The organism is Bacteroidota bacterium (assembly GCA_039714315.1).
GTDB lineage: Bacteria > Bacteroidota > Bacteroidia > Flavobacteriales > JADGDT01 > JADGDT01.
Map to the genome: position 1 here is coordinate 1 of JBDLJM010000028.1, position 25,173 is coordinate 25,173.

23 protein-coding genes and 1 tRNA gene are annotated in these 25,173 nt (G+C 35.0%); 12 read left to right on the top strand and 12 right to left on the bottom strand.

The features are described from left to right. On the top strand, positions 1-332 hold a 332-nt coding region (locus ABFR62_04730), incomplete at its 5' end, for a GIY-YIG nuclease family protein (protein MEN8137719.1). 100 nt (positions 333-432) lie between these two features. Here ABFR62_04730 and ABFR62_04735 read toward each other — a convergent pair. The 4 genes from ABFR62_04735 to ABFR62_04750 all read right to left on the bottom strand — a co-directional run bounded on the left by ABFR62_04735 (position 433) and on the right by ABFR62_04750 (position 4,359). After that, positions 433-1,977, bottom strand: a complete 1,545-nt coding sequence (locus tag ABFR62_04735) for a polyamine aminopropyltransferase (GenBank protein MEN8137720.1) — start codon at positions 1,975-1,977, stop codon at positions 433-435. A 134-nt stretch (positions 1,978-2,111) separates the two neighbouring features. Further along, a complete protein-coding gene (locus ABFR62_04740; GenBank protein ID MEN8137721.1) occupies positions 2,112-2,984 on the bottom strand; it encodes a DUF350 domain-containing protein in 873 nt (290 codons plus the stop codon). Between the two features lie 110 nt (positions 2,985-3,094). Continuing rightward, positions 3,095-3,823 carry a hypothetical protein gene (locus ABFR62_04745; protein MEN8137722.1) on the bottom strand — a complete coding sequence of 243 codons (729 nt, stop codon included), beginning with the start codon at positions 3,821-3,823 and terminating at the stop codon, positions 3,095-3,097. A 2-nt stretch (positions 3,824-3,825) separates the two neighbouring features. Beyond that, positions 3,826-4,359, bottom strand: a complete 534-nt coding sequence (locus ABFR62_04750) for a DUF4178 domain-containing protein (GenBank protein MEN8137723.1) — start codon at positions 4,357-4,359, stop codon at positions 3,826-3,828. A 186-nt stretch (positions 4,360-4,545) separates the two neighbouring features. Between ABFR62_04750 and ABFR62_04755 the strand changes: the two genes are divergently transcribed. Next, positions 4,546-5,931, top strand: a complete 1,386-nt coding sequence (locus ABFR62_04755) for an MFS transporter (GenBank protein ID MEN8137724.1) — start codon at positions 4,546-4,548, stop codon at positions 5,929-5,931. A gap of 78 nt (positions 5,932-6,009) precedes the next feature. Here the strand turns inward: ABFR62_04755 and ABFR62_04760 are convergent, their stop codons facing one another. The 5 genes from ABFR62_04760 to ABFR62_04780 all read right to left on the bottom strand — a co-directional run bounded on the left by ABFR62_04760 (position 6,010) and on the right by ABFR62_04780 (position 12,417). Continuing rightward, positions 6,010-6,744, bottom strand: a complete 735-nt coding sequence (locus ABFR62_04760; protein MEN8137725.1) for a hypothetical protein — start codon at positions 6,742-6,744, stop codon at positions 6,010-6,012. 32 nt (positions 6,745-6,776) lie between these two features. Continuing rightward, on the bottom strand, positions 6,777-8,777 hold the full coding sequence (locus ABFR62_04765; protein MEN8137726.1) for a helix-hairpin-helix domain-containing protein: 2,001 nt from the start codon (positions 8,775-8,777) through the stop codon (positions 6,777-6,779). Between the two features lie 53 nt (positions 8,778-8,830). Beyond that, positions 8,831-9,643 (bottom strand): hypothetical protein, encoded by an 813-nt coding sequence (locus ABFR62_04770; protein ID MEN8137727.1) that lies wholly within the window; start codon positions 9,641-9,643, stop codon positions 8,831-8,833. A gap of 269 nt (positions 9,644-9,912) precedes the next feature. Next, positions 9,913-11,529 carry a phosphoenolpyruvate carboxykinase (ATP) gene (gene pckA, locus ABFR62_04775; protein MEN8137728.1) on the bottom strand — a complete coding sequence of 539 codons (1,617 nt, stop codon included), beginning with the start codon at positions 11,527-11,529 and terminating at the stop codon, positions 9,913-9,915. A 225-nt stretch (positions 11,530-11,754) separates the two neighbouring features. Next, entirely contained in the window at positions 11,755-12,417 is a 663-nt protein-coding gene (locus ABFR62_04780) for a DUF4476 domain-containing protein (GenBank protein ID MEN8137729.1), read from the bottom strand. 103 nt (positions 12,418-12,520) lie between these two features. Between ABFR62_04780 and ABFR62_04785 the strand changes: the two genes are divergently transcribed. The 10 genes from ABFR62_04785 (at position 12,521) to ABFR62_04830 (ending at position 21,464) form a co-directional block, all read left to right on the top strand. After that, the gene (locus ABFR62_04785; protein ID MEN8137730.1) at positions 12,521-13,897 is read left to right on the top strand and encodes a saccharopine dehydrogenase C-terminal domain-containing protein; all 1,377 of its coding nucleotides are present in this window, start codon (positions 12,521-12,523) and stop codon (positions 13,895-13,897) included. A 168-nt stretch (positions 13,898-14,065) separates the two neighbouring features. Further along, positions 14,066-15,463 carry an aldehyde dehydrogenase gene (locus tag ABFR62_04790; GenBank protein ID MEN8137731.1) on the top strand — a complete coding sequence of 466 codons (1,398 nt, stop codon included), beginning with the start codon at positions 14,066-14,068 and terminating at the stop codon, positions 15,461-15,463. Between the two features lie 128 nt (positions 15,464-15,591). Next, on the top strand, positions 15,592-16,737 hold the full coding sequence (locus tag ABFR62_04795) for a 1-acyl-sn-glycerol-3-phosphate acyltransferase (protein ID MEN8137732.1): 1,146 nt from the start codon (positions 15,592-15,594) through the stop codon (positions 16,735-16,737). 129 nt (positions 16,738-16,866) lie between these two features. Beyond that, a complete protein-coding gene (locus ABFR62_04800; GenBank protein MEN8137733.1) occupies positions 16,867-17,901 on the top strand; it encodes an asparaginase in 1,035 nt (344 codons plus the stop codon). A 70-nt stretch (positions 17,902-17,971) separates the two neighbouring features. Beyond that, positions 17,972-18,058, top strand: a tRNA-Ser gene (locus ABFR62_04805). A 55-nt stretch (positions 18,059-18,113) separates the two neighbouring features. Then, entirely contained in the window at positions 18,114-18,962 is an 849-nt protein-coding gene (locus ABFR62_04810) for a MotA/TolQ/ExbB proton channel family protein (protein ID MEN8137734.1), read from the top strand. 12 nt (positions 18,963-18,974) lie between these two features. Further along, positions 18,975-19,400, top strand: coding sequence for a hypothetical protein (locus ABFR62_04815; protein MEN8137735.1), 426 nt, complete (start codon positions 18,975-18,977; stop codon positions 19,398-19,400). 1 nt (position 19,401) lies between these two features. Further along, the gene (locus ABFR62_04820) at positions 19,402-19,974 is read left to right on the top strand and encodes a biopolymer transporter ExbD (GenBank protein MEN8137736.1); all 573 of its coding nucleotides are present in this window, start codon (positions 19,402-19,404) and stop codon (positions 19,972-19,974) included. A 14-nt stretch (positions 19,975-19,988) separates the two neighbouring features. Further along, entirely contained in the window at positions 19,989-20,465 is a 477-nt protein-coding gene (locus ABFR62_04825; protein MEN8137737.1) for a biopolymer transporter ExbD, read from the top strand. Positions 20,466-20,765: 300 nt separating this feature from the next. Further along, positions 20,766-21,464: a porin family protein gene (locus ABFR62_04830; protein ID MEN8137738.1), complete on the top strand. Its 699-nt coding sequence runs from the start codon at positions 20,766-20,768 to the stop codon at positions 21,462-21,464. Here the strand turns inward: ABFR62_04830 and ABFR62_04835 are convergent. The 3 genes from ABFR62_04835 to asnS form a co-directional block, all read right to left on the bottom strand. Further along, positions 21,456-22,061: a hypothetical protein gene (locus ABFR62_04835; GenBank protein ID MEN8137739.1), complete on the bottom strand. Its 606-nt coding sequence runs from the start codon at positions 22,059-22,061 to the stop codon at positions 21,456-21,458. The two genes, ABFR62_04830 and ABFR62_04835, sit on opposite strands and share 9 nt — an antisense overlap. 10 nt (positions 22,062-22,071) lie before the next feature. Then, complete coding sequence (gene rpoN, locus ABFR62_04840; protein MEN8137740.1) at positions 22,072-23,520, bottom strand: RNA polymerase factor sigma-54; 1,449 nt, start codon at positions 23,518-23,520, stop codon at positions 22,072-22,074. A gap of 164 nt (positions 23,521-23,684) precedes the next feature. Beyond that, positions 23,685-25,118, bottom strand: a complete 1,434-nt coding sequence (asnS, locus tag ABFR62_04845) for an asparagine--tRNA ligase (protein MEN8137741.1) — start codon at positions 25,116-25,118, stop codon at positions 23,685-23,687. Between the last annotated feature and the right edge of the window lie 55 nt (positions 25,119-25,173).

The following is a 25,173-nucleotide window of genomic DNA, read 5'->3' on the forward strand; positions in this document are numbered from 1 at the left end:
GTGTCGCTGGTTCGAGTCCAGCTGGAGGAGCAAAATACAGCCTGATTACGAAAGTTTTCAGGCTTTTTTGTTTTAATATTATGTTTACAGTTTATATATTATTTTCTAAAAAGTTGGGTCGTTATTACGTAGGCCAAACAAAAGATTTCTCAGAAAGGTTTTTCAGACATAATAATAGTGAAATGAAATATACTAAGAAAGGAGTTCCTTGGTTTTTGGTTTCTAAAATAGAAGTTGATTCACGTAGCGCAGCAGTGATTTTAGAGTCAAAGATTAAGAAACGAGGTGCAAAAAGGTATCTTCATGATAATGATATTAGCCCAGTTGGTTAGTGCATCACGCTTAAGCGTGAGTGTCGCTGGTTCGAGTCCAGCTGGAGGAGCAAAATACAGCCTGATTACGAAAGTTTTCAGGCTTTTTTTTGTGCTTTTTTTAATACAAATCCCAATTCCCCCTCAAATAATACTGATACAATACAGGGTTATTGATAGTGTTTATTTCAAGATCTTTTGATTTAAACATATCTTTTCCAAAAGAAGTAATTTGGAGCATAGCCTCATTGTTTATCCAGCGTGTTTCTATATCATCAAATTGAATCGTTCTCAATTTTTTCTTTAGCTTTTCTGACGGTATTTTTTTTGATCCCATAATCCATCCCCATTCTCCAAGTGTCATAACCTGATTATGTAACGGTAATGTGTTAAATCCACCTTCTTTCATAGTTGTTTCAATGCAGTTGAATGCCTCTGTAGAATAGTAAGGACTTCCTGCCTGGGTAATTATCATGCCATTTTGCCGAAGGTGTATCTTTGCAATTTGATAAAATTCTTTTGTGTAAAGTTTATTTATTTCAACCGATTTTGGGTCCGGAAGATCAACAATAATAACATCGTAAAATTCACTCGTGTTTTCAAGATAGTTAAACCCGTCTTCGTTTAATATCTTAAGTTTGTCGGAATGCATTGAGTCTTTATTAAACCGACGTATTATTTCGTTGTTTTTGCCTAAATCTGTCATAGCAGGATCTAGATCTACCATTGTTATTTTTTCTACATCCCTGTACTTCAAAATTTCTTTAACGGCAAAACCGTCACCTCCCCCGAGAATTAAAATGTCTTTATGTTCTTTAACCATTTTCATTATCGGATGTACCAGCGGTTCGTGATATAAAAACTCATCGAATGTACTCAGTTGCTCATTTCCGTTTATATAAAGCCAATAATCGTTTTTCCATTGGGTAATAGTTATTTTCTGGTATTTAGACTGTGTTTCAAAGATTATTCTGTCTTTGTATTTATGTTGTTCTCCAAATAAAATAATTTCATCAGTATAAATATAACCGAGAAATAATATGAGTGAAACCATCACACCAAATATTTGCAGTATAGCTTTTTTGTGCAGTTTTATGTTTTGATTCATTTTATAAAAAAGCCAAATTGCAACAATGAAATTAGTTACCCCTAAAATAAAAGGAGTATAACTAATACCAAGTAATGGGAGTCCCACAAAAGCAAAAAATATTCCTCCAATAAGGCTTCCGAAATAATCCCACTCCATTACTGAGGCAATATTAACTCTCAGGGGTTCGTATTGTTCGTTAATTCGCGTAACTAAAGGTATTTCTAAGCCAATAAGCGTTCCAATTGATATGGACATGAGATAAATGAAAAGTCCGGTATATTCTGTAAATGCCGAAACTGTATACACACTCAATGCTGCGAGAGATGTGAGAATAGAAAGTGAAAACTCTACAACGATCAATTTTTCAACTAAGTGAGATTTTAGGCTTTTGCTTAATCGGCTGCCCAATCCCATAGAAAAAAGCATGGTAGATAATATCATTGTCCACTGCACAATCGAATTGCCCAGGAAATAGGATGCTAATGTTGATAAAACATACTCAGCTACTATTCCCGATATACCAGTAAGAAACAGGGCAATTTTTAGTACGTATGATTGGTTTGATTTATGATTTATGATTTCTTATTTTTGATAGATTGATTATAATTTTATAAATATTTTAACCGTTAACCGATCCTTCGACCCCCTTCGACAGGCTCAGGGACCAATGCTCAGGAACCAGTAACCAGTAACCAGCAATCGGCAACAATCTAACTAAACGACCAAATTATCATTGCACTTCCTCCTATGTAGGCAAAGGCTTCTATAATAGCGGCTCCAATATTCGGTTTTTCCTGATTTACAATTTCGTCAGTTAAGTTTTGACCCGGTAACAAAATTTTGTCTGTGATTAATCTTACAAGGGGTAAAATTAAAAGTCCGATTCCTGTTTCTATAATAAGAATTTTACCTGTTTCTATCCATGTATTACTTTCGAGCGATACACCGTATGCAATTAAATTTGCAATTGCTATCATTGCACCGGCTACTCCAATTCCAACAGCTGCATTATCTTTTTCTATTTCATCGTGTATGTCGTATGGAATTATTAAGTTGTATACACGAGAAACCAGGATCATGGCTAACTGGGCGATTACGAATAGGATTACTACTTCGTAATAAGCTTCAGAGTTTTCTCTTAATACACCATTCAGTATAAGTCCTGTGGCAATATAGTTTGCAGCTTCAATTACTCCTGTGCCGGCATTTTGGTCGTCGATAATTTCTTTGCGAACACTAAATTTACGAAGTATCAATTTGTCGTTTATCAGTGCTGAAATGTTAAGTAGTACTATTGCCAGTGCACCCATTACAGTTACATCGAGCAGGTTTCTCCAAATATGAGTTCCAAACAATTCGTTGCTCATAGCAGCTCCAATAGCCAATAGTAAACCTATGTAGTATCCTACATTTGAAAGGGCAAAGGCAAGATTGTCTTTCTCTACAAGCTCATGATTTACATTGATTCCTTTATTTACTATTTGAAAAATAATTTTGCCTATAAAGAACAGAATAAATCCAAGTACGAGATATAGTAGTGAAACTATTAGATTATCGATGGTTTGAGATATATTTTCGAACATAATCTTTTCAGTTAGTTTTGATTTTTGTTTTAAATTGATCTTCGGTATATACTGCTTACTATTATGCTTTGATCAGGTGTCAGTCACCGTATTGCTGAGCGGAGCCGAAATTATTTGCCAAATCCGCCACTTCTGGATCTGCTTCTGCTGCTGCGGCTTCTTGTAGCTTTTGAACTGCTGCTTCTTCTGCTTGACTGGCTCCATCCTCTTTTACTGGCTTTTCGCTCAAAAAAGCTTTTTCGGGTCTGTCTGTTATAGTCACTGTTTGTGCCATATCTGTAAGATCCGCTTGCTGTTTTTTGACCATAGTAAGCTCTGCTGCCATAATATCCACCACTTCTGTAATGATTATAGTCGTTTCTGTAATATGGTCTGCGCATAAGGTCGAACATAGTGCTCATCATCATATATTTCCCGTAGAACGACCAAAAACTATTTCCGCTGTTATCAGTTCTCCATTCTCCGTATTTAGAGTTTCCGACGTAATTTCCGTATCCCGGAGGTGCAGCTGATTTGGAGATTTTACCTTCTGAATTTTTGGAAACAATTTCCATTCCTAAATTATTCTCATTCAGAGCGAAAATCTGTTCCGGAACTTCCATCCAGCCTGTGGTTTTTTCCTGAGGAACTCCATCGCTATCTTCTGTTATAATCTTATATTTATGAAGATAAGTATGAGAAAAAGATCCCTCTACATCCATGTCCTGTAAAATAATAGAGTAGGGTTTAATCTGATCCATTTGAGTGATCAGTTGATCTATCGGACTTTTTTTAAAACTTCTGCTGCTACAGGCCTGTAGTGCAACTATTCCAAGAATAATAATAAATACTTTTTTCATGATTAAGATCTGATAATATTTGAAAACTCAATTATTTTGGCATATTCACCTACTGAAGCTTCGATGTCAGTTTCATCCCATCTATCTATAGAAATAAACTTCTTTTCATTTTCATCGGTAAAAGTCCAGTTTACCAGTTCACTGAAGTCACTGCTTCCCGGTTCGTAACACTGCCCCAAATTTTCTTCGCTTAAGAAATACTTTTCGCCCTCAAATTCTATTTCTTTCGGAGGACCGTCATTTTGAATGATGTATTTTTTTAGATCTTTATCTATTTTAGACATTTTTACTTCCTTCGAAACCGCAACTGTCTCGTCTTCTTCCTCGTCTATTTCCATATAGATCATTTCATCTCCCGCATAAAGTTTGAATTCTCTCGAGAAAATATTGTTTCCCCAATCATATTCTGTTACACTTTCAACCTGCCAGCTTTTTAGAAAGTAGTCAATCATATCTCCTTTTCTCAGATCTTTTACAGTTAGATCTTCCGAAAGTTTTTCTTCTTTTTTCTTCTTAAAAAAATCGAATAAGCCCATAAATAATTTTGAATTAAAAAATTATTGAAAGGTAAATATAGTACAAGCAATGAGAATTAGCAACGAAGTAGTGAGAGTTGTGAAATTTTTATGATTTTTATCTACTTTGTTTATTATTACTTATCCGTAATAAGAGTATCAGAACAATTATTCTATATTTGGCCTCCAAAACAATTAATAGATCACATGGACCAGATTAAAACAAATAAATTTACTAAGGCATTTTGGATAGCCAATACAGTTGAGCTACTGGAGAGAAGTGCTTATTATGGAGTATTTATCGTAATTACTCTTTATTTATCCAGAATTTATGGCTTTTCGGATATGGAAGCCGGACTTATTGCAGGTACATTTTCGGGAGGATTATACCTTTTGCCAACTTTTACAGGAGCATATGCAGATAAAATTGGCTTTAAAAATGCTCTGCTAATTGCCTTTGGACTGCTGACAATTGGTTATTCAGGAATGGCAATTTTACCTGCTTTGATTGAAGGTTCCGGTTTAGCTGTTTATGCTAAGGAAGTTACTTTTCAGGGTGTAGAAAATTCAGCAGTCAGATGGACTATCATTCCCGTGATGATGATAATTATGTTCGGAGGATCGTTTATTAAGTCGGTTATTACCGGAACGGTTGCTAAAGAGACTACTGAAGATAACAGAGCAAAGGGTTTTAGTATTTTTTATATGATGGTTAATATCGGGGCTTTTTCGGGTAAGACCATTGTAAAGCCTCTTCGTGAATCGATGGGAGACCTTGGACTTATAAACCTAAATTATTTTGCTGCAGGTATGACTCTTGTTGCATTTATATTGATATTTTTCTTCTATAAGAGTGCCAAACATGTCGGAGAAGGAAAATCACTTGAAGATATATTTAATGCATTAATAAATGTTGTAACTAATTCAAGGTTGATTCTGTTGATACTTATAGTTACCGGATTCTGGATGGTACAACATCAGTTATATGCCACTATGCCAAAATATGTGCTTCGAATGGCCGGCGAGGGAGCATCTCCATCATGGTATGCCAACGTTAATCCTCTTACGGTGGTTTTAACCGTAGGTATTGTTACCAGCATGATGAGAGGACGATCAGCTTTGCAGTCGATGACAGTAGGAATGTTTATTATGCCTTTCTCTGCTATGATGATGGCTGCCGGAAATTTGATAGGAAAGGATATGATTAACCTTGGATTTTTCGAAATGCATCCTGTTGCTTTTATGATGATAGTAGGTATTGTTTTTCAGGGGATAGCAGAGTCGTTTATTTCACCTCGTTTCCTGGAGTATTTTTCTTTTCAGGCACCTAAGGGGGAAGAGGGTTTATATTTAGGATTTAGCCATTTACATTCATTCATATCATCGGTTGTAGGTTTCGGACTTTCGGGATGGTTGTTGGGTAAATATTGTCCCGATCCAAGACTATATGGAGGACGTACGGAAGAGTGGGAGTTGGCTTCGGCAAATGCACACTACATCTGGTATTATTTTGTAGCGATTGCTCTTGTATCTGCAATAGCTCTTGTGTTCTATGGAAGATATTACGATAAAAAAGATCAGGCGTCAGCTTAATCATTTTGGATAAAATTAAAGAAAGAGGTTGTCTGTAAGGCAGCCTTTTTTTTGTAATTAATGTAATCGGAATTAAAACTAATTCTCACTAAACTGATAAGTTATATATCCTTTTTGTGTTTCTTTAGCCGAAAAATCACTGTTGAATTTTGCCCTTTTGGCATATTTTAGAGCTGTTTCTTTTAAACACTCATTGCTTGTAGACGATTTACTTCTGTTATAATTAACATCGGTTACTTGCCCCTGTTGGTTTACTTTTATATCGATGTAGATCAATCCGCCATTAATACATGTATATATGGGATTAGGAAGTTTATCGCTATATCTGTTTTTCAAATAGTAGTTAATAGTACTTTTACCGGTATAGGCATTTTCCGTTTTTCTCTCACCTTCACCTCTGCCTTCTTTTCTTTCCTCTTTTTTGTAAGTTGTTTTAACTTCTCTGTGCTTAGCATCTTCAGAGAATAAATCTACATTTTTATTTTCAGATTCTGAATCTTCTCTTAGATCTTCCAGCGATTTCATCGAAGATCTAAGCTTGTCAACATTATTTTCGTTCGATCTGCTCGATGCATGACTGGTTAGCGGTTTTGTGAATTCGTCAAGAATATTTGGTTTTTGTTCCGGAATTTCTTCAATTTCCTCTTCAACCGGCTCTATAGGTTCAATAAAGTTTATCAGTAATTCTGAAGTTCGCTCAGGGTAATTTGTACGGACCTGGACATGGGTGAATATCGCAAATAAAACTACGTGGAATGTAATAGTTCCTAAAATAGCAACATTCCTATTTGTGATATATTTATTAAAGTCCATTATTTGTTTAAATTTAAAAATAGATTGCAAATTTAAAACTTAATTCTCATTTGTACTTTAATTTCAGTCTTTTGATTTCCAGTTATTTGATTATCGCCGCTGCCTATTGATGTCAGATTTTCGTACTTGATGTGGGCTATTCTTGTCCAGAAACTAAAATTCTTGTTGAGTTCGTATTTTACTCCTAAGTAGTATTTTATTCCTTTATCGTAATAGGCAGGAACTGTAAAAATGTAAAGAACATCATTTTCGTATGCGTAAATTCGGCTATTCCACCCTTCTGTGTCGAAAAATGCTATCCTGCTGAAAAAACTAAGAGGTAAATCAGGTAAATTGTATTTTATGTTCTGATATATTAACCAGCCATTTTCATTTTTTTTATGGGTGTAATGAACGTATTCAGCTCTTGAGCTAATACTGAAATTGGAATTGATCAACTTATTGAATTGTAGCCTTAGATTTAATTTCGTCTCATCTTTAAGTTGATTTATAAAATTAGTCTCACTGAATAAATTCCTTGATTTTTTTTCATATTTAATTCTAAAATATGCCGAGGAAGTATAATTTATATAGGAATCGAATTGCATTAGACTTTCGTAGCCTTTTGTCGGGGCATCTTTTTGATATTGTAACCAGGTTTTTTCAAATATATCGATATATGCTGATATTTTCAGGTACTTGTGCAATTCGCTGTTTACACCGAAATAGTACCCTTTTTCGCCTGAAGTTGAGAATTCACTAAAGGGAGAGTTTATTGCCGAAAAATAATCATTCTGATAGTTACGGTATGAAATTAAGAAGCTGAATTCGGGAATCGCATTTACAGAAATGTTGTGTAATGTAGCCCAGGCACCATTAACATTAGTTGAATGCTCGCCGCTTAGAATAACTGAATTATGACTCCACAAATAGTGGGCAGCTATACTGGTTGACTCATTGTCATTAAAATTAAAATACTGGTAATTTCGATCGCCTTTTGCTATAATTTGATCAAACTTGGTATTTATAAGCGTAATGCCAATTTTTGCATTTTTTAAATCGTAATCCGTATTGATGCCAAAATCTGTTTTTGTTAAGGAGTTTTTCCTTTCAATTTCATTTATTGTTCTGTGTAATCCACTTTCATAAGTATTGTATTCTTCCGGATTTATCATGTTAACACCTCCGTCAATTAAGTTGTATGATATAAATGGGCTAATATGAAAGTTGTTGAATGATATTGTTGCGCTTATACCTCTGAAAAATATATTCTCATTTGTCCCGGAGAAAGGAGTTACTCCCCTGCCCAGTTTGATAATGTTTGTTGCGTCTGACGATTTTCCTGTGCTAAACGATGACCAGATAGTAAGTCCCTGTCCGAACTGAAGGTTGTAATCTCCTATTATCAGTTTGTCGAAGATGCTGAGGTTCTTAAATTCAATATGGAACGAGCTGAAGTCGAAACCTGTTTTTGAATGTTCCCATCCAAACTGTTCTCCTGCATCATTTTCCAGGGTAATTCCAAATCTCAGTTTTTCTGAACTGTTAAACAGATATTTTGTGTAAAGTTTATGTTTACTGCCTTGGTATTTAGCTTCAGAACTGTCGTTGCTACTTATATAGCCTTTGGGCGTTTGGAACTGTGTTTGAAATCTTGTGATGATTTTATTGCTCCCGTATTTAAGTGTTTTTTTTATGCCTCTAAGCTGCCATTCTTCTTCAGCTATTGCTTCAATCTTCACAAATTGCATTATCGATCTCACTGTTTTTTCGTCGAAACCCTGTATACTGTTAAGTTCATAAATTGAATAAAGTTCACCATTCCTGTTTCTGTAATTTATAAAATTATTAATCTGGAAAACGTTGAGGAAGGAAAGTTGTTTTAATTCATAGGCTGTAGCAGAGTTAAGATTGATTTTATCAGATTTTAAATAATCCAAGTTTTCGGCTATTTCCGAGTAGTCATTATTAGTTAAGGCTTTTTCACTAATGCCTTCTATTTGTTGCTCGAACCGTTGGTCTATGTTAATAGAATCCGGCACTTGTGATCTCACAAATGGGGAACTTATTATAAGTAATATGAAATACTTCCATTTCATTAGATGTCTTAATTAAAAACATAGTTTCCCGATAGGTTCGAACCGGTTCCTAAGTATTGGTTGTGTGTAGCACTTATATCTATATTCAGGTCTCTGAAGAAGATTCCTATTCCCATAGATATGTTTAATGGTTCAGAAGAAATCCCGATTCTTGCAGCAACTTTATCAAGGATTAAATATTCTACTCCTCCCCCGACAAAAGTTTTACTATTGGTTTTTAACGATATTTCGGATAAGATGTTTAACTCTGAAATCGGAAACCAGGAAAGTGCCAGTGATAGTTCTTGAGCATTATTTTCCTTTCGATCACTAATGTTTTTTTTGAAGTTATAATAGGATGCAAGGTGAAAATTTTCATTTAATTTGGTGAAAACACCGATATTGAATCCTATAATGTGTTCAGTATAGCTTTCTTCTTCACTGACAATGTTTTGGATATTGTTGTTTAGTTGGATACTTGCCGAAGTTTGTTTGGAAATCTTTTTTGAATAGGAGATTGCGACTTTGTTTTGGTTGAAGTTTTTATAACCATAGCGTTGATAGTAGAATGAAAAAACTCCATATTTATTTACAGGAAGTAATATTGCAATTGTGGCAGAAGATAATTCTTTGACCATGAAGTTGTTTTTGACATCAATACCTGCCGAAGTTTCATTGAGGAAAGCAATAGTGGAAGGGTTGTTTTTAAGTGACCAAAAATCGATGGACGCTCCTGTTGAATTGGCAAGAGCTTCAGATCTGGCGCCAGATGAGTTTAACTCCTGTGCCTGACCGGGGTTTATACATAGGTATATAAGTACAAATGCCATAAAAGCTTTCATAATACGGTAATTTTGGGTGCATGGTAATTGCTGTAAAAATGTATAAGCTAATTTTGAGTTTATTTGGTGTTAATTGGCTTATATGTTTAAAGTTAGTGATTTAGCTTGGATAAATTTCAAAGAGACAGGCAGTTTTTTTAAGAGAAAAGAAAAAGAGGCTGTATCAAAAATCAATTTTCACGTCGTTTCCTGCATTGCATTTCCCGGCTAACATGGAATGACGAATTTTATGACTTTTGATACAGCCTCTTATAGTTCAAATTATATGTCTATTTAGTAGAGTCTAATTTAGGTCCTGCATAAACCAGTTTTTTTCCTTCTTCGTTATCGGTATATTTTTCAAAGTTTTTAATAAACAGCCCGGCTAATTCTTCAGCTTTTTTGTCCCATTCTTTAGAATCGGTATAGGTGTCACGCGGATCTAATATTGTAGGATCAACATTTGGTAATGCTGTTGGTACTTCAAGATTGAATACAGGCATAATTTTAGTTTCAGCTTTTTCAATAGAACCATCTAAGATTGCATCAATAATTCCCCTGGTGTCCTGAATAGAAATACGTTTGCCACTGCCGTTCCATCCCGTGTTTACTAAATAAGCTTCTGCTCCGTTGGCTTCCATTTTTCTAACTAATTCCTGACCGTATTTTGTTGGGTGAAGAGTTAAAAATGCTGCTCCAAAACAAGCTGAGAATGTGGGTTGTGGCGAAGTAACACCTCTTTCGGTACCTGCAAGTTTAGCCGTAAAACCACTCAGGAAATGGTATTTTGTTTGTTCCGGAGTAAGTTTCGATACCGGAGGAAGTACACCAAAAGCATCTGCCGACAGGAAAATTACTTTATTGGCATGCCCGGCTTTAGAAATCGGTTTAACGATGTTGTTAATATGGTAAATAGGGTAAGAAACACGTGTGTTTTGTGTTACTGAACTATCTGTGAAATCTATTTTCCCGTTATCGTCAACTGTTACGTTTTCCAATAATGCATCTCTTTTAATCGCATTGTATATATCAGGCTCTGCCTGAGCATCAAGGTTGATGGTCTTGGCATAACATCCGCCTTCGAAGTTGAAGATGCCATTATCGTCCCAACCGTGCTCATCGTCGCCGATTAATTCGCGTTTCGGGTCGGTAGAAAGGGTGGTTTTTCCTGTTCCTGATAATCCGAAGAAAATAGCAACATCACCATCTTTGCCTTTATTTGCCGAACAGTGCATTGCAGCCATTCCGTTTCTGGGCAAGTAGTAGTTCATCATTGCGAACATTCCTTTTTTCATTTCTCCGCCATACCATGATCCTCCTATTACCTGCATTTTTTCTGTTAGGTTAAATACAGTGTATACATCAGAGTTTAATCCGTGCTTCTCCCAATTAGAGTTAACAGTTTTAGAGGCATTCATAACAACAAAATCAGGTTCGCCATAGTCTGCTAATTCCTCTTTTGTTGGACGAATAAACATATTTGTTACAAAATGCGCTTGCCATGCAACTTCCATTATGAATCTGACTTTCATTCCGGTTTCTCTATTGGCTCCTGTGAATGTGTCAACAACAAATAATCTTTTTCCGGAAAGTTGGTCGGTTGAGGTTTGTTTTAAATCGTTCCAAATTTCTTTTGTGATTGGTTTGTTATCATTAGGTGCATGCTGAGAGTTCCACCATATTGTGTCTCTGGTAATGTCGTCCTCTACGATGTACTTGTCTTTTGGTGAACGACCTGTAAATATACCTGTCATCACGTTCACTGCGTCAAGTTCTGTTATCTGACCTTTTTCGAATCCTTCAAGATTTTCTTTTGTCTCCTCTTTGAATAACAATTCATAAGACGGATTGTAAACGATCTCTTTTACATCATTAATTCCATAGTTGCTTAAATTTAATTCACTCATTGTTGTGGTGTTTAATATTGCGTTGTTGTTATAAATAGATGTATCTGCTTATCAGATAGATAGTGCTAAAATAATAAATTAATGATTTTTATCATATTAAAATATGATGTTTTTCGATTAATCGATTGTTTTAGCAATATTGATCAAAACAATATTAAAATGAACACCTTAATTCTATCTAAAGGGCTTGGCTTTTTTTGAAGAAGTAATGCCGCTAATAAAATCCTATTTAGCAGAAAATACTATTTCGGAGAAGGCCTCTTTTGTTTTGGGGTCTTTAAACTGATTAAGGAGTATTGAGTAGTTTATTATATCCATGCAGTTGTGTTTTGTTTCTCTGAATACTTTTAGTTTTGAACTGTCATAATTCAGTTTTGTAAAAAGAAATTTTAATTGTCTGCAGTTAAATATTCCATTCTGTAATTCTTTGATAATTAAAAGTTCCTTTACTTTTTCGTCTGAAGTGTTATCAATAGCTTCTATAAGCTTATTTAGTTGCATTAAGTTATGCGAATTTGCCTTAGTCAATGATTTTTTTTCAGTATTTGAAATGAAATTTGGCAGTTTTTCTTTTAAATGATAGTTTCCTCTATAACGTATTTTGAAAATTCCATTTTCATTTGAAATAGCATATACGTTTTGTCTTGATTTTTTTAAGGATATAGTTTTTTTTAATTCGATAGTGTTCTCCATCTTAATATTTAACACAACAGATTTTTTATTGATGGTTTCTAATTCAAAAAAATTACTAACTTCCTTCACCAATTTGATATTATCGATTTCAGCAATAAATTGTTCATTGTTTTCAGAGTAGACTATCAGTTTTGTCTGGGCAGATAGGTTGATGCCTAAAAATAATAGTAGTATTATAAATCTTAATTCTGTCATAGAATTGTAAAACTAAAGTTAGATTGAATAACAAAAATAGGATTAAAAGTTTGCTGTGCAATAATAGTTTTTAAGACTAACCATAAACAACAGTATAGTTAATATGAGCAAAAGAAAGATTCTCGTTATTGGGGCAGGTAGATCAACAACTTCCCTAATTAATTATTTACTAAAAAAATCAGAAGAAGAAAATCTGGAAATAACTGTAGGAGATGTATCCGTTGAACTTGCCCGTGAAAAGGTTCAAGGGTTCTCTAATGGTAAAGCAATAGATTTTGATGTTTTTAATGATGAGCATAGAGAAAAGGAAATCAGGAATGCCGATATTGTAATTTCTATGCTTCCTGCCCGATTTCATATTCAGGTTGCAAAAGACTGTATCAGGTACAGGAAACCTATGGTAACAGCTTCGTATATTAGTGAGGAGATGGAAGCGCTTAATTCCGATGCTAAAGATGCAGGAATTGTAATAATGAATGAAGTAGGAGTGGACCCGGGAATAGATCATATGTCTGCAAAGAAAGTGATAGATAGAGTTATTGATGGAGGGGGTAAAATGTTATCATTTGAATCTTTTACCGGGGGGCTGATTTCTCCGGAAAATGATGATAACATGTGGAGTTATAAATTTACATGGAACCCGCGTAATGTAGTAGTTGCAGGTCAGGGTGGTGCTGCAAAATTTATTCAGGAAGGAAAGTACAAGTATATACCATATAATAAACTTTTTAGAAGGACTGAATTTATTAATATTCCGGGATATGGACGTTTTGAGGCCTATGCTAATAGAGATTCATTGGCATATAGAGAGTCATACGGATTACATGATATTCCAACTCTGTATCGAGGAACCTTTAGAAGAGTTGGTTTCAGTAGGGCATGGAATATGCTGGTAGAACTTGGGCTGACTGACGATAGTTATACCATGGAGGGTTCTGAGAATATGACATATCGCGATTTTGTAAATTCGTTTTTGCCATATCATCCATATAATACTGTAGAAATTAAACTTCGTCATTACCTGAAAATTGATCAGGATGATGTAGTGTGGGATAAGTTTGTTTGTCTTGACTTGTTAAGTGATGAAAAGATTGTAGGTATAAAAGATGCAACGCCTGCACAGATTTTACAGAAGATATTGATGGAGAAATGGACTTTGAAATCGGATGATAAGGATATGATTGTGATGTATCACAAATTTGGTTACGAAATTGACGGAGAAAAGAAGCAAACCGAATCATATATGGTGGTGAAAGGGGATGACTCTCATGAAACAGCCATGGCGAAAACAGTTGGTTTGCCTACAGCGATTTCTGCACTGAAGATATTAAACGGTGAAATTTCAACACCGGGAATTCATATACCTATTAATAAGGAGTTTTATGAACCGATACTTGAGGAACTTAGAGAGTATGGTGTTGAATTTACTGAAGTTGAAAGTGAATATCAAAGTTATAATCCTGACGTGATGGTGGATTGATAAAAAATAAGAGAAATAATTACTTTGTTTTTTTAATAAGGAAATTATTGACGAAATTTGAGTTTTGGATGGCTGATAATATCAAATAAACCTTCCTGACGGTAGGCAGGTTTATTTGGGGTTAGATTTTCAGGGATTAAATTTAAATATTCAAAAACTGTAAATGAAATGGAAGAACTGGAAACACTGGAGAAAGTTGATTATAAAAGTCTCGTGAATTCGCAGCTTGAGTTTTTTAATACTAATGTTACTAAAGATGTTGATTTTAGGATATCTCAGCTAAAAAAGTTGCAAGAGATATTAAAAGCTAATGAAGCATTACTTGACGAAGCAATATATAAGGATTTTAGAAAGTCGAGTTTCGAAAATTACGTAACAGAGTTGTCACTGATATATCATGAGATCAATTTAGCGTTAAAAAATCTAAAGGAGTGGAGTAAGAGAATAAGTGTTCCTACTAATATGGCTAATTTGCCCGGGTTTAGTTATATTATACCTGAGCCTCTGGGAGTAACGCTTACTATTGGTGCCTGGAATTATCCCTATCAACTTTCATTGTCTCCTGTTGTTCCTGCCTTAGCTGCCGGAAATACTGCAATTATTAAACCGTCAGAACTTTCAATGAACACATCGAAAGTGATGGCACAGTTAATTAATGAAAATTTTGATGAAAAATATTTGCATGTTGTTGAAGGGGGAGTCGAGGAGACTACATCGCTGTTGAAAGAAAAATTTGATAAAATATTTTATACGGGAAGTTCAAATGTAGGTAAAATAATAATGAAAGCTGCTGCAGAACATCTCACTCCGGTAACACTGGAGTTGGGAGGGAAAAGTCCGACCTTTGTTTTTAATGATGCAAATTTAAAAATGGCAGCCAAGAGAATAGTGTGGGCAAAATTTTTAAATGGGGGGCAAACCTGTGTAGCTCCTGATTATATTCTCGCAGAAAAAGGGGTTAAGGAGAAGCTGATTTCAGCTATAAAACAACAGATTTTAGAAGTACACGGTAATGATCCTCAAAAGAGTGAGGCTTTTGTCAGGATTATAAATCCCCGTCATTATCACAGAATTCTGCAACTTATCGATGAAGATAAGCTTGTTTTGGGAGGGGAAAGTGATGAGTCTGACCTTTATATATCACCTACCATAATGGATAATGTTTCTTTTGATGATGCTGTTATGCAGGAGGAAATATTTGGACCTGTTTTACCTGTTATAGAGTTCGATAATTTAGACTGGGCAATAAAAAAGGTAAAAGATCGTCCTAAGCCACTTGCTCTTTATGTTTTTACGGGAAAAGGAAGTAGCAGAGATAAGATTTTCCATGAGATATCATTTGGTGGAGGAGCTGTTAACGATGCTGTAGTGCATTTGGCTAATTCTAATCTGCCTTTCGGAGGAGTAGGGAATTCGGGTATGGGCAGTTACCACGGTAAGGCAGGCTTTGATTCTTTTTCGCATTATAAGTCTATTTTGAATAAATCAACATTAATTGAACCGCCAATTAAGTATCCTCCATATGTTGATTGGAAAAAAAAGCTTCTTAAGAGATTATTGGAATAAACAGTGCATTTATACATATTGCTGATTAATATGTGTAAGTTGAAACAATCGGGCAGACTGTAATTAGTAATTTAACTAAATAATTTGTTTTTTTGCCGCTTGGATTTCAAGAATAAATAAACAAGGAAATGGAAGGTCTATCTAAGTATGATGATATACGCCCTTATACAGATGAGGAAGCAAGGGAAGTTTTTAAGGAAATAAGTAGACACCCTGCCGTATTTTCGATGATAAAAGTTTTCAATCCTTATCTTACAAAAGAGGAGGTGATTGAATATTTCGAATCAATGACCGGTATTGATGACTTTCAGCGGAAATTTTCATATCCCGGACTTAGGTTAATTATAGGAAAAACCAGCGAGGGACTAACTCATGAAGGGTTGGATAACTTAGATAAGGATGGGAGCTATCTGTTTGTATCTACACACAGAGATATTATGTTAGATACATCTCTTCTGAATTTTCTTATGTTGGAACAGGGGATGAAGCTTGCCGAAGCTGCCATAGGCGATAATCTTATAAAAAGAGACTTATTATCAAGACTGGCTAAATTGAACAGGAACTTTGTAGTAAAGAGAAACGCTCCTGTAAGAGAGATGGTATTAAATTCTAAACATCTTTCAGAGTATATTCAATTTGTTCTTCACGATAAAAAAAGGTCTGTATGGATTGCACAGCGTGAAGGCAGAACTAAAGATGGTATAGATGCTACCAATCCCGGTTTGTTGAAGATGATAACAATGGCTGCATCGAGAAAAGAGAATATTATTGATTTTCTAAAAAGTCTGAAAATAGTTCCTTTATCTATTTCTTATGAATATGATCCTACTGATAGAATGAAGATTGATGAGCTTATTGCAAAAGAACACAATATGACTTATTTGAAGGATCGAAACGAAGATTTTCAGCAGATAGTAACAGGTATAATTGGTCAGAAAAAAAGAATGCATCTCGCTGCAGGTAAACCCCTGGATAAAGAGTTGGATCAACTCGAAGGCTTAAATGGAAATAAACTGTTGCAAAAACTTGCTGAAGTTATTGATGCTGAAATTATCAGAAATTACAAGTTGTGGCCTTCAAATTATATTGCATACAATAAGTTGATGGCTTCTTCGAAATTTGAAAATTTGTATAATGATTTTGAAGAAAGATCATTTTTACGAAGAATTGAAAAAAGGGCTATACAGCATGATCACGATGATGCAGAAAGAAAATTTCTGGAAATGTATGCCAATCCGGTTATAAATAATTTAAAATTAGGCTTTATAAAGTAGAACGTAATGTATTTTATTATACTTTTGTATTCTTCATTTACAGTCTAAAACCTGTAAGAGGTTTTATTGTGTGTGTAGGTTTCAGATTGTTATTGTTTCGGGTCTGATTTGAAGAAAGTTTTAAGGATAATGATAAAGAGAACAGTTTTACTGATATATACAGGAGGTACTATAGGAATGGTAAAAGACCGGAAGACAGGGTCGCTTATTCCTTTTAATTTCGATAATCTCCTTGGAAGAGTGCCTGAATTGAGTTTGTTGGATTGTGATTTTGAGACATTTTCGTTCGAAAATCCAATTGATTCTTCCAATGTTGCCCCAAGTGATTGGTTACAGCTAGCAGATAAAATTGAAGAAGTATATAACGTATATGATGGTTTTGTAATTCTTCACGGTACAGATACTATGTCTTATACAGCTTCTGCATTAAGTTTTCTGTTAGAAAACCTGAAGAAGCCGGTAATCTTCACCGGAGCACAGCTTCCGATAAGCGATTTACGTACAGATGCAAAAGAAAATTTAATCACAGCTATTCAAATCGCTTCAGATTATGATAAGGAAGGAAATGCTCTGGTTCAGGAAGTAGGTTTGTATTTTGAATACAAACTATACAGAGCAAACAGAACTACGAAAATTAATTCAGAGCATTTTGAAGCCTTTGGATCTTTAAATTTTCCGGCTCTTGCAGAATCGGGTGTACATTTAAATTATAATAAACACTTATTTATTAATGTAGATAATAATAAAGAGTTGAAGGTTCACAGGAATCTTGATAATAATGTTGCTGTTATTAAACTGTTCCCGGGAATAACGAAGAGTGTTCTCGATGCAGTGATAAATATTGAAGGTTTAAAAGGTTTAGTAATTGAAACATATGGATCGGGAAATGCACCTAGTCAGGATTGGCTGGTTGAGTCTATTTCGGATGCAATTAATAATGGCATAATTGTTGTAAATATTACACAGTGTCCGGCCGGAATGGTCGATCAAGGTCTGTATGATGTAGGTTTACAGATGAGAAAATTGGGTGTAGTAGGTGGCAGAGATATGACAACGGAAGCCGCAATTACAAAGTTGATGTTTGTATTAGCCAGTAATACCTACAATGAGGAGCCTGAGAAGTGGCTGAGAAAAAATCTAAGAGGAGAACTAAAGGACAAGTAAGAAAAATTTTAATAAGTGGATTTTTTTTCGTTATTTGCCATGCGTTTTATGCGTGCCGTGTTTGGCCGTTGGAGAGGTGGCCGAGTGGTTTAAGGCGCACGCCTGGAAAGCGTGTTTTCCGGGAACGGAATCGGGGGTTCGAATCCCTTCCTCTCCGCTATAATAATTAATAATTAATTTCGATAATTCTAATAACAATTAAGTTCAGAAAAATGAAAAGAGTATTTTCGATTTTAGCAGTAACTGGATTATTAACGTTTGGTGCGTTGAATAATGTTTCTGCACAAGATCAACAAGAAAATGTTGAAGCAGTTGAAAACAACGCAGAGCAGGAAGCAGAAGCAGCTGATACTACTGCTGCAGTAGTAGCAAAAGAAGAAGTAGCAGCGCAGGAAACTCCGGCTCCGGTACAAGAAGAAGAAGTAAAAGAGCTTACTTTTCACCAAATCATTAAGCAAAAGTTCATCGAAGGTGGTGCAGGATTCATGGGAATTGTACTTCTTGCTTTAATTTTAGGTTTAGCAATCGCAATTGAGAGAATTATCTACTTAAATCTTGCTACAACCAATACTGATAAACTTATTAAGAGTGTTGAAGATGCTCTTGCTTCAGGTGGTGTAGAAGAGGCTAAAGAAGTTTGTAGAAATACCAGAGGTCCTGTGGCTTCAATTTTCTACCAGGGTCTTGACCGCATGGATGAAGGTGTGGAAATGGTTGAAAAATCAGTTGTATCTTACGGTGGTGTTCAAATGGGACAATTAGAGAAAAACATTTCTTGGTTATCATTGTTTATCGCTTTGGCTCCAATGCTTGGGTTCATGGGTACTGTAATTGGTATGATTGCAGCATTCGACTCTATTGAAGCAGCTGGTAACATTTCTCCAACACTTGTAGCAAAAGGTATTAAGCAAGCACTTTTAACAACTGTATTTGGTTTGATCGTTGCTATTATCCTTCAAATTTTCTATAACTACATTGTATCAAAAGTTGATAGCATCGTGAACAAAATGGAAGATGCATCTATCTCATTGATTGATTTGTTAGTTAAGTATAAAAAGTAATTTCTTATAGAAATGGATAAAGTTCAAAAAATATTAACATATGTGATCGCTCTGATTGCTGTTATTTCTGCCTACTTATGGTGGTCGTTAGCAGGTCAGGAAGATCCTGTTGCTAGTGATGTTGATTCTTTCTATTCGCTTACTGTTATTATGTTGGCAGCGACTGTAGGAATTACCATTGTAGCATCTTTACTTCAGTTGTTTACTGATGGTAAAAAATTAAAGCAAGCTCTGATTGTACTGGTATTATTTGGAGCTATAGTTGGTGTATCTTACGGTTTAGCTTCTGATGAAGAAGTAGTATTCTTGGGTGAAACTTTAACAAAATCACCACAGGAGTCTAAGATGGTAGGAACAGGAATGTATACAACCTACATTACAGGAATTTTAGCTATTTTATCAATAGTTTTATCGCCTGTAATTAAATTTATAAAATAATATGGCCAAAAGAGAAATTCCGGAAATCAATGCCGGCTCTATGGCCGATATTGCTTTCTTGCTTTTGATTTTCTTCCTTGTAACAACAACAATGGATGTAGATACGGGTATTTCACGTAAATTACCTCCAATACAGGAAGAAGATAATACAGAAAAACCGCCACCGATTAAAGAGAAAAATTTATTTGAGGTGGTTGCAAATGCTAATGATCAGTTGATGGTTGAAGGAAATCTGATGTCTGTTAAAGACTTGCGTCAGGCGACGAAAGATTTCTTGAACAACAACGGTGACGGATCTTGTGATTACTGTACAGGTATAAGAGACCCTAGATCATCAGATAATCCGTTTAAGGGAATTATCACTGTTCAGAACGACCGTGGTACATCATATAATCTTTATATTACTGTTCAGAATGAGTTGGTAGGAGCAATCAACGAGCTTAGAGAAGAACTGGCAATGAGAAAGTACGGTAGATCTATGGATGAACTTGATGAGGATTCTCAGAAAGAAATTCAAAAGTTGTACCCTCAAAAGATTTCGGAAGCAGAACCGGTTGATTTATCAAAAAACTAAAATAAAACGATATTATGTCTAAATTTAGAAAAAAAGGAGGAAAAGGAACACCGGCAATTTCGACGGCGTCTCTTCCGGATATCGTTTTTATGCTTTTATTCTTCTTCATGACTACAACTACAATGCGTGAGCAGGACTTAGTTGTACGAGTAAGACAACCAAAGGCAACCGAAGTTAAGAAATTGGAGAAAAAGAGTTTGGTTTCTAATATTTATGTTGGGCAACCAATTAGAAGATACCAGTCTAAATACGGTACTGAAGGAACAATTCAGTTAAACGATTTCTTTGCAGGTGTTGACGAAGTAAAAGATTTTATCTTTGCTGAGCGTGAGTCGAGAAAAGAGGAAGAAGTTCCATTACTTACAACAAATATCAAAGCCGATATTGATGTAAAAATGGGGGTAATAACCGATATCAAACAAGAGCTTAGAAAAGTTCAAGCACTTAAATTGAATTATTCAACAGTAGAAGTTGATGAATTAGAATTTTAAGATTGATATAAATATATAGAAAAGACTGCCTTATGGCGGTCTTTTTTTATGCCCGAATATTACCTGATTTTGGATCAACGTTATTTTATGTGAGGAATAAAGTATATTATAATTTGCTAATAACTAAAAAAGTAAGGCAAAAGCAAAAAGGCAAAAGTGTCTTCTGCCTGACTGATTACTCAGGCAGGTACCACGTTATAAATTATAATCCCCGGAAAAACAGACTTAATCCCTATTTTTTTTACCTTTGGTATTAGTTGGTCTTGTATACCGATGATAATATAACTAACGAAATTATTGATGAAGAAAATACCTGTTCTCTTTATATTACTTATCAGCCTAATTAAGTTTGATGTTTATGCTCAGAAGAGCACTTACTATCTCGAAGATCAGATTTTCTTTAATGCTACATATAATTTTTTGGTTAATAAAAGTGACTCAATTACACAGGGAGGATTTTCCAATGGGATGAATATCGGTTATATCAGAGATATTCCCTTGAATGAGAGGAGAAATTTTGGACTGGGACTGGGGATTAATTATTCAATAGGACACCTTTACCAAAATATCAGGATAAGTACTAATGATAACGGGAAAACGGAAATTGATAGGATGGATAGTGGTGATTATATCCGAAATAAATTTTCGCTTTCATTTATCGAAATACCTTTCGAAATAAGATATCGTACTTCAACAATCGATGAACATAAATTTTTTCGTGCCTATCTGGGATTTAAAGTAGGCTACAAGATCCGGCAATATTCCAAAACAAAAACCAAGATTAACGAGATCGCCTATTATAATCAGCATAACTTTAATTGGTGGCGTTATGGTTTAACTTTAAATATTGGTTACAGTGCATGGAATTTACACGTGTTTTACAGCCTTTCTGAGGTGTTTAAAGATGATACAACTGCCGATCCTGTAATACCTGGAAGCGAAAGTATACCAATGGATATGAACGAATTGAGTATTGGTTTTGTTTTCTATCTACTTTAGGAAAAGAAAGGCCAACTGTGGTATTACCCCGATTATTATTCCCAAATATACTTCTTTATCCGTATGAGCTTTTAGTTTTAATCTTGCAGTTGATATAAGTCCAGTGATAATTATAAATATTGCCAATATTGGGGTTAAATTTATCGAAAAGTTATATGAGATAAATATCAGGAAACCTGTAACTGATGCAATAGCGGCACTGTGTATGCTTATTTTAAGTTTTCTCGATAATATTAAAATCACCGACAGGGTTATTACTACACCTATTAAATAACTGTGAAGTGCAGTCCCGATATTATTCTTCATCAGGAGTTTTGCTGTAACAAAAATATATACACCTGTTGTGAAAATGGGGATTATTCTGTCTGTTCGTTTTTCAAGATATATACTGTTGATTATTTTTGCTTTAATTAGTAAGAGCAGGGTACTTAACGGAAGTATTAACGAGCCTAATGTTACTATGTATAGTACCATATAGCTTTGATCTTTGCTGAGGTAAGGAGCGAAAATATTAAGGTGTATTACAGTGGCAACTAAAGGAATAAATATGGGGTGGAAAACAATAGATAACACCTTGTAAAATACAGACTTTTCCATATTATAGTGTTTAAGAGGTTATTTCTTTTCTGAGTCGTGCAACAGGGTAACCTAGTTGCTCGCGATATTTTGCTACTGTTCGTCGTGCTACTTTATATCCTTTGTTACTAAGCTTTTCAACCAGTACTGCATCGGTTAAAGGCTTAATTTTATCCTCAGCGTCTATTATTTCCGAAAGAACCTTCTTTATTTCTCTTGTTGATACATCATCGCCCTTCTCGTTTTTCATTGATTCTGTAAAAAACTCTTTAAGTAAGAATGTTCCATACGGAGTGCTGACATATTTACTGTTTACAACTCTTGAAATTGTTGAAATATCAAGAAATACCTTATCAGCAACATCCTTTAGTATCATAGGTTTTAGGTTTCTTTCATCACCTGTTAGGAAGTATTCCTTCTGTATGTTCATGATTACACTCATCGTTCCGTAGAGTGTCTCCTGACGCTGTTTAATAGCCTCGATAAACCATTTGGCCGAGTCGAGTTTTTGTTTAACGAAGGATACGGCTTTTTTTAATTCCTTGTTTTTACCTTCATCACTTTTGTAGCTCTGAAATAGCTCCATGTATGAAGGTGAAATATTTAGTTCGGGTGCGTTTCTGTTATTTAAACTTAACTCCAGTTGACCTTCTTCGATCCTAATAATAAAATCAGGAATTATATGTTCTATAATTTTAGTATTCGATGAAAATGAATTCCCCGGTTTAGGATTTAACTTGGATATTTCTTCAAATGCGTCTTTGATTGATTCAGTATCAACTTCTAATTGTTCAATTATTTTATTGAAATGCTTTTTTGTAAATTCTTCAAAATAGTCATCTATAATTTTTCGGGCCAGCTTTATTTCAAAGGTGTTTTCCTTTAAACTTAGTTGAATGCTCAGACATTCCTGTAAACTGCGTGCTGCTATTCCGGGAGGATCGAGTTGTTGAATTATCTTTAATATTCTCTCCAGCTCGTTTTCATCAGTATAAATGTTATTGGAGAAAGCCAAATCATCTGATATCGACGGCAAATCTCTTCTTATATATCCGGATTCGTCAATATTGCCAATCAGAAATTCAGCAATAATATGATCTTCATTGCTTAAAGTTTGGGTGCTTATTTGCTCGCTTAAGTATTCGCCCAAAGTTTTACCGCTTGCGTATGGAATGCTACTCTCTTCATCATCCTTACTGTAATTGTTTGCCTGAAGTTTATAATAAGGAATTTCGTCATCACTTAAATACTCATCAACATTAATATCTTCCGCATCAATTGAGTTAGAATCATCTTCGTACGAATCATTAACGGGTTCTTCATCTTTATTAGAGCCCTCGTCCAATGCAGGATTCTCATCCATTTCGTCCTGAACGCGTTGTTCAAATGCGACCGTAGGAAGCTGAATCAACTTCATCAGCTGAATTTGCTGAGGAGATAATTTTTGAGATAACTTTTGTTGTAATGACTGTTTGAGCATTTAATGATTATGCATTTGTTTATATTTCCAAAAATAATATAATTGGATCATAATTCATTAATTAAGCAAATAAAAAATCAATGTAAAAATTAGTAGCCCTCTAACTGGTCTCCGGAATGAAGGTCAATTAGAGGGCTACAATCATATTGTATTTCTAAACTTTTTTAAAATTCTGCACTCATCGGAGTCCTGGGGAAAGGAATTACGTCACGGATATTACCCATTCCTGAAACAAACTGGATAATTCTTTCGAATCCTAATCCAAATCCTGAGTGTGGTGCTGTACCATATTTTCTTGTGTCAATATACCACCAAAGTTCTTTCTCGTCTATTCCAAGTTCTTCAACTTTCGACATAAGCACATCCAAACGCTCTTCACGTTGCGATCCTCCAACTATTTCACCAATTCCCGGGAATAAAACGTCCATAGCACGTACTGTTTTACCATCGTCGTTCAAACGCATGTAGAAAGCTTTAATTTTTGCAGGATAATCAAACAGGATTACCGGCGTTTTAAAATGTTTCTCTACAAGGAAACGTTCGTGTTCCGACTGTAAATCTACACCCCATTCGTTTATTGGGTATTTGAATTTTTTCTTTTTGTTGGGCTTAGAGTTCTTTAATATCTCAATTGCCTCCGTATAACTAACTCTTTTGAAGTTGTTCTCCAATACGAAGTTTAATTTCTCAATTAAGCCCATATCAGAACGGTCTTTGGCAGGCTTGGATTTTTCTTCCTGAGCAAAACGCTGGTCAAGGAATTCTAAATCATCTTTACGGTGTTCAAGAGTGTATTTAATGATATACTTAATAAACTCTTCTGCAAGATCCATGTTTTCGTCTAGTTCAACAAAAGCCATTTCAGGTTCTATCATCCAGAACTCTGCCAGGTGACGGGAAGTATTTGAATTCTCGGCACGGAAAGTTGGTCCGAATGTGTAAACCTGACCAAGAGCCATTGCAGCTGTTTCAGCTTCAAGCTGACCTGATACAGTTAGGTTTGTTGCTTTACCAAAGAAATCCTGTTTAAAATCAACAGCACCTTCTTCATTTTTAGGAACATTGTTTAAATCGAGGTTGGTAACCTGGAACATTTCTCCTGCACCTTCGGCATCGGAACCTGTAACAATCGGAGCGTTATAATAAAAGAATCCTTTTTCGTTGAAAAACTGATGTACTGCGTATGCCAGTGTATGACGCACTCTCATTACTGCCCCAAATAAATTTGTACGTGGACGTAAGTGAGCTATTTCTCTTAAAAATTCCAGTGAATGACGTTTCGGTTGTAATGGATATTTCTCAGGATCTGCTTCTCCCAGAATTTCAATGCTGTTTACCTGTAGCTCTACTTTTTGTCCTTTACCCTGACTTTCTACCAAAATACCTTTTAAAGAAACTGCGGCACCTGTTGTGATTTTCTTTAAAACCTCTTCGTTTGTAGATTCAAAATCAACAACACACTGTATATTATTTATGGTAGATCCGTCATTTAAAGCTATAAATCTGTTGCTTCTAAAAGTTCTGACCCATCCTTTTAATAATACTTCAGTATGAGTAATTTCTGAGTTGATCACATCAACAACTTTACTACGTTTCATCTGTTTTTAAATTTATGTTTCGGTCAGATGGTACATTCATTTATTATCATTCTCC

Bases quoted from the DNA above. Each gene is read 5' to 3' on its own strand.
- ABFR62_04740 (MEN8137721.1), bottom strand. From the start codon at position 2,984: ATGTTCGAAAATATATCTCAAACCATCGATAATCTAATAGTTTCACTA.
- ABFR62_04745 (MEN8137722.1), bottom strand. From the start codon at position 3,823: ATGAAAAAAGTATTTATTATTATTCTTGGAATAGTTGCACTACAGGCC.
- ABFR62_04750 (MEN8137723.1), bottom strand. From the start codon at position 4,359: ATGGGCTTATTCGATTTTTTTAAGAAGAAAAAAGAAGAAAAACTTTCG.
- ABFR62_04755 (MEN8137724.1), top strand. From the start codon at position 4,546: ATGGACCAGATTAAAACAAATAAATTTACTAAGGCATTTTGGATAGCC.
- ABFR62_04760 (MEN8137725.1), bottom strand. From the start codon at position 6,744: ATGGACTTTAATAAATATATCACAAATAGGAATGTTGCTATTTTAGGA.
- ABFR62_04770 (MEN8137727.1), bottom strand. From the start codon at position 9,643: ATGAAAGCTTTTATGGCATTTGTACTTATATACCTATGTATAAACCCC.
- pckA (MEN8137728.1), bottom strand. From the start codon at position 11,529: ATGAGTGAATTAAATTTAAGCAACTATGGAATTAATGATGTAAAAGAG.
- ABFR62_04780 (MEN8137729.1), bottom strand. From the start codon at position 12,417: ATGACAGAATTAAGATTTATAATACTACTATTATTTTTAGGCATCAAC.
- ABFR62_04785 (MEN8137730.1), top strand. From the start codon at position 12,521: ATGAGCAAAAGAAAGATTCTCGTTATTGGGGCAGGTAGATCAACAACT.
- ABFR62_04790 (MEN8137731.1), top strand. From the start codon at position 14,066: ATGGAAGAACTGGAAACACTGGAGAAAGTTGATTATAAAAGTCTCGTG.
- ABFR62_04795 (MEN8137732.1), top strand. From the start codon at position 15,592: ATGGAAGGTCTATCTAAGTATGATGATATACGCCCTTATACAGATGAG.
- ABFR62_04800 (MEN8137733.1), top strand. From the start codon at position 16,867: ATGATAAAGAGAACAGTTTTACTGATATATACAGGAGGTACTATAGGA.
- ABFR62_04810 (MEN8137734.1), top strand. From the start codon at position 18,114: ATGAAAAGAGTATTTTCGATTTTAGCAGTAACTGGATTATTAACGTTT.
- ABFR62_04815 (MEN8137735.1), top strand. From the start codon at position 18,975: ATGGATAAAGTTCAAAAAATATTAACATATGTGATCGCTCTGATTGCT.
- ABFR62_04820 (MEN8137736.1), top strand. From the start codon at position 19,402: ATGGCCAAAAGAGAAATTCCGGAAATCAATGCCGGCTCTATGGCCGAT.
- ABFR62_04825 (MEN8137737.1), top strand. From the start codon at position 19,989: ATGTCTAAATTTAGAAAAAAAGGAGGAAAAGGAACACCGGCAATTTCG.
- ABFR62_04830 (MEN8137738.1), top strand. From the start codon at position 20,766: ATGAAGAAAATACCTGTTCTCTTTATATTACTTATCAGCCTAATTAAG.
- ABFR62_04835 (MEN8137739.1), bottom strand. From the start codon at position 22,061: ATGGAAAAGTCTGTATTTTACAAGGTGTTATCTATTGTTTTCCACCCC.
- rpoN (MEN8137740.1), bottom strand. From the start codon at position 23,520: ATGCTCAAACAGTCATTACAACAAAAGTTATCTCAAAAATTATCTCCT.
- asnS (MEN8137741.1), bottom strand. From the start codon at position 25,118: ATGAAACGTAGTAAAGTTGTTGATGTGATCAACTCAGAAATTACTCAT.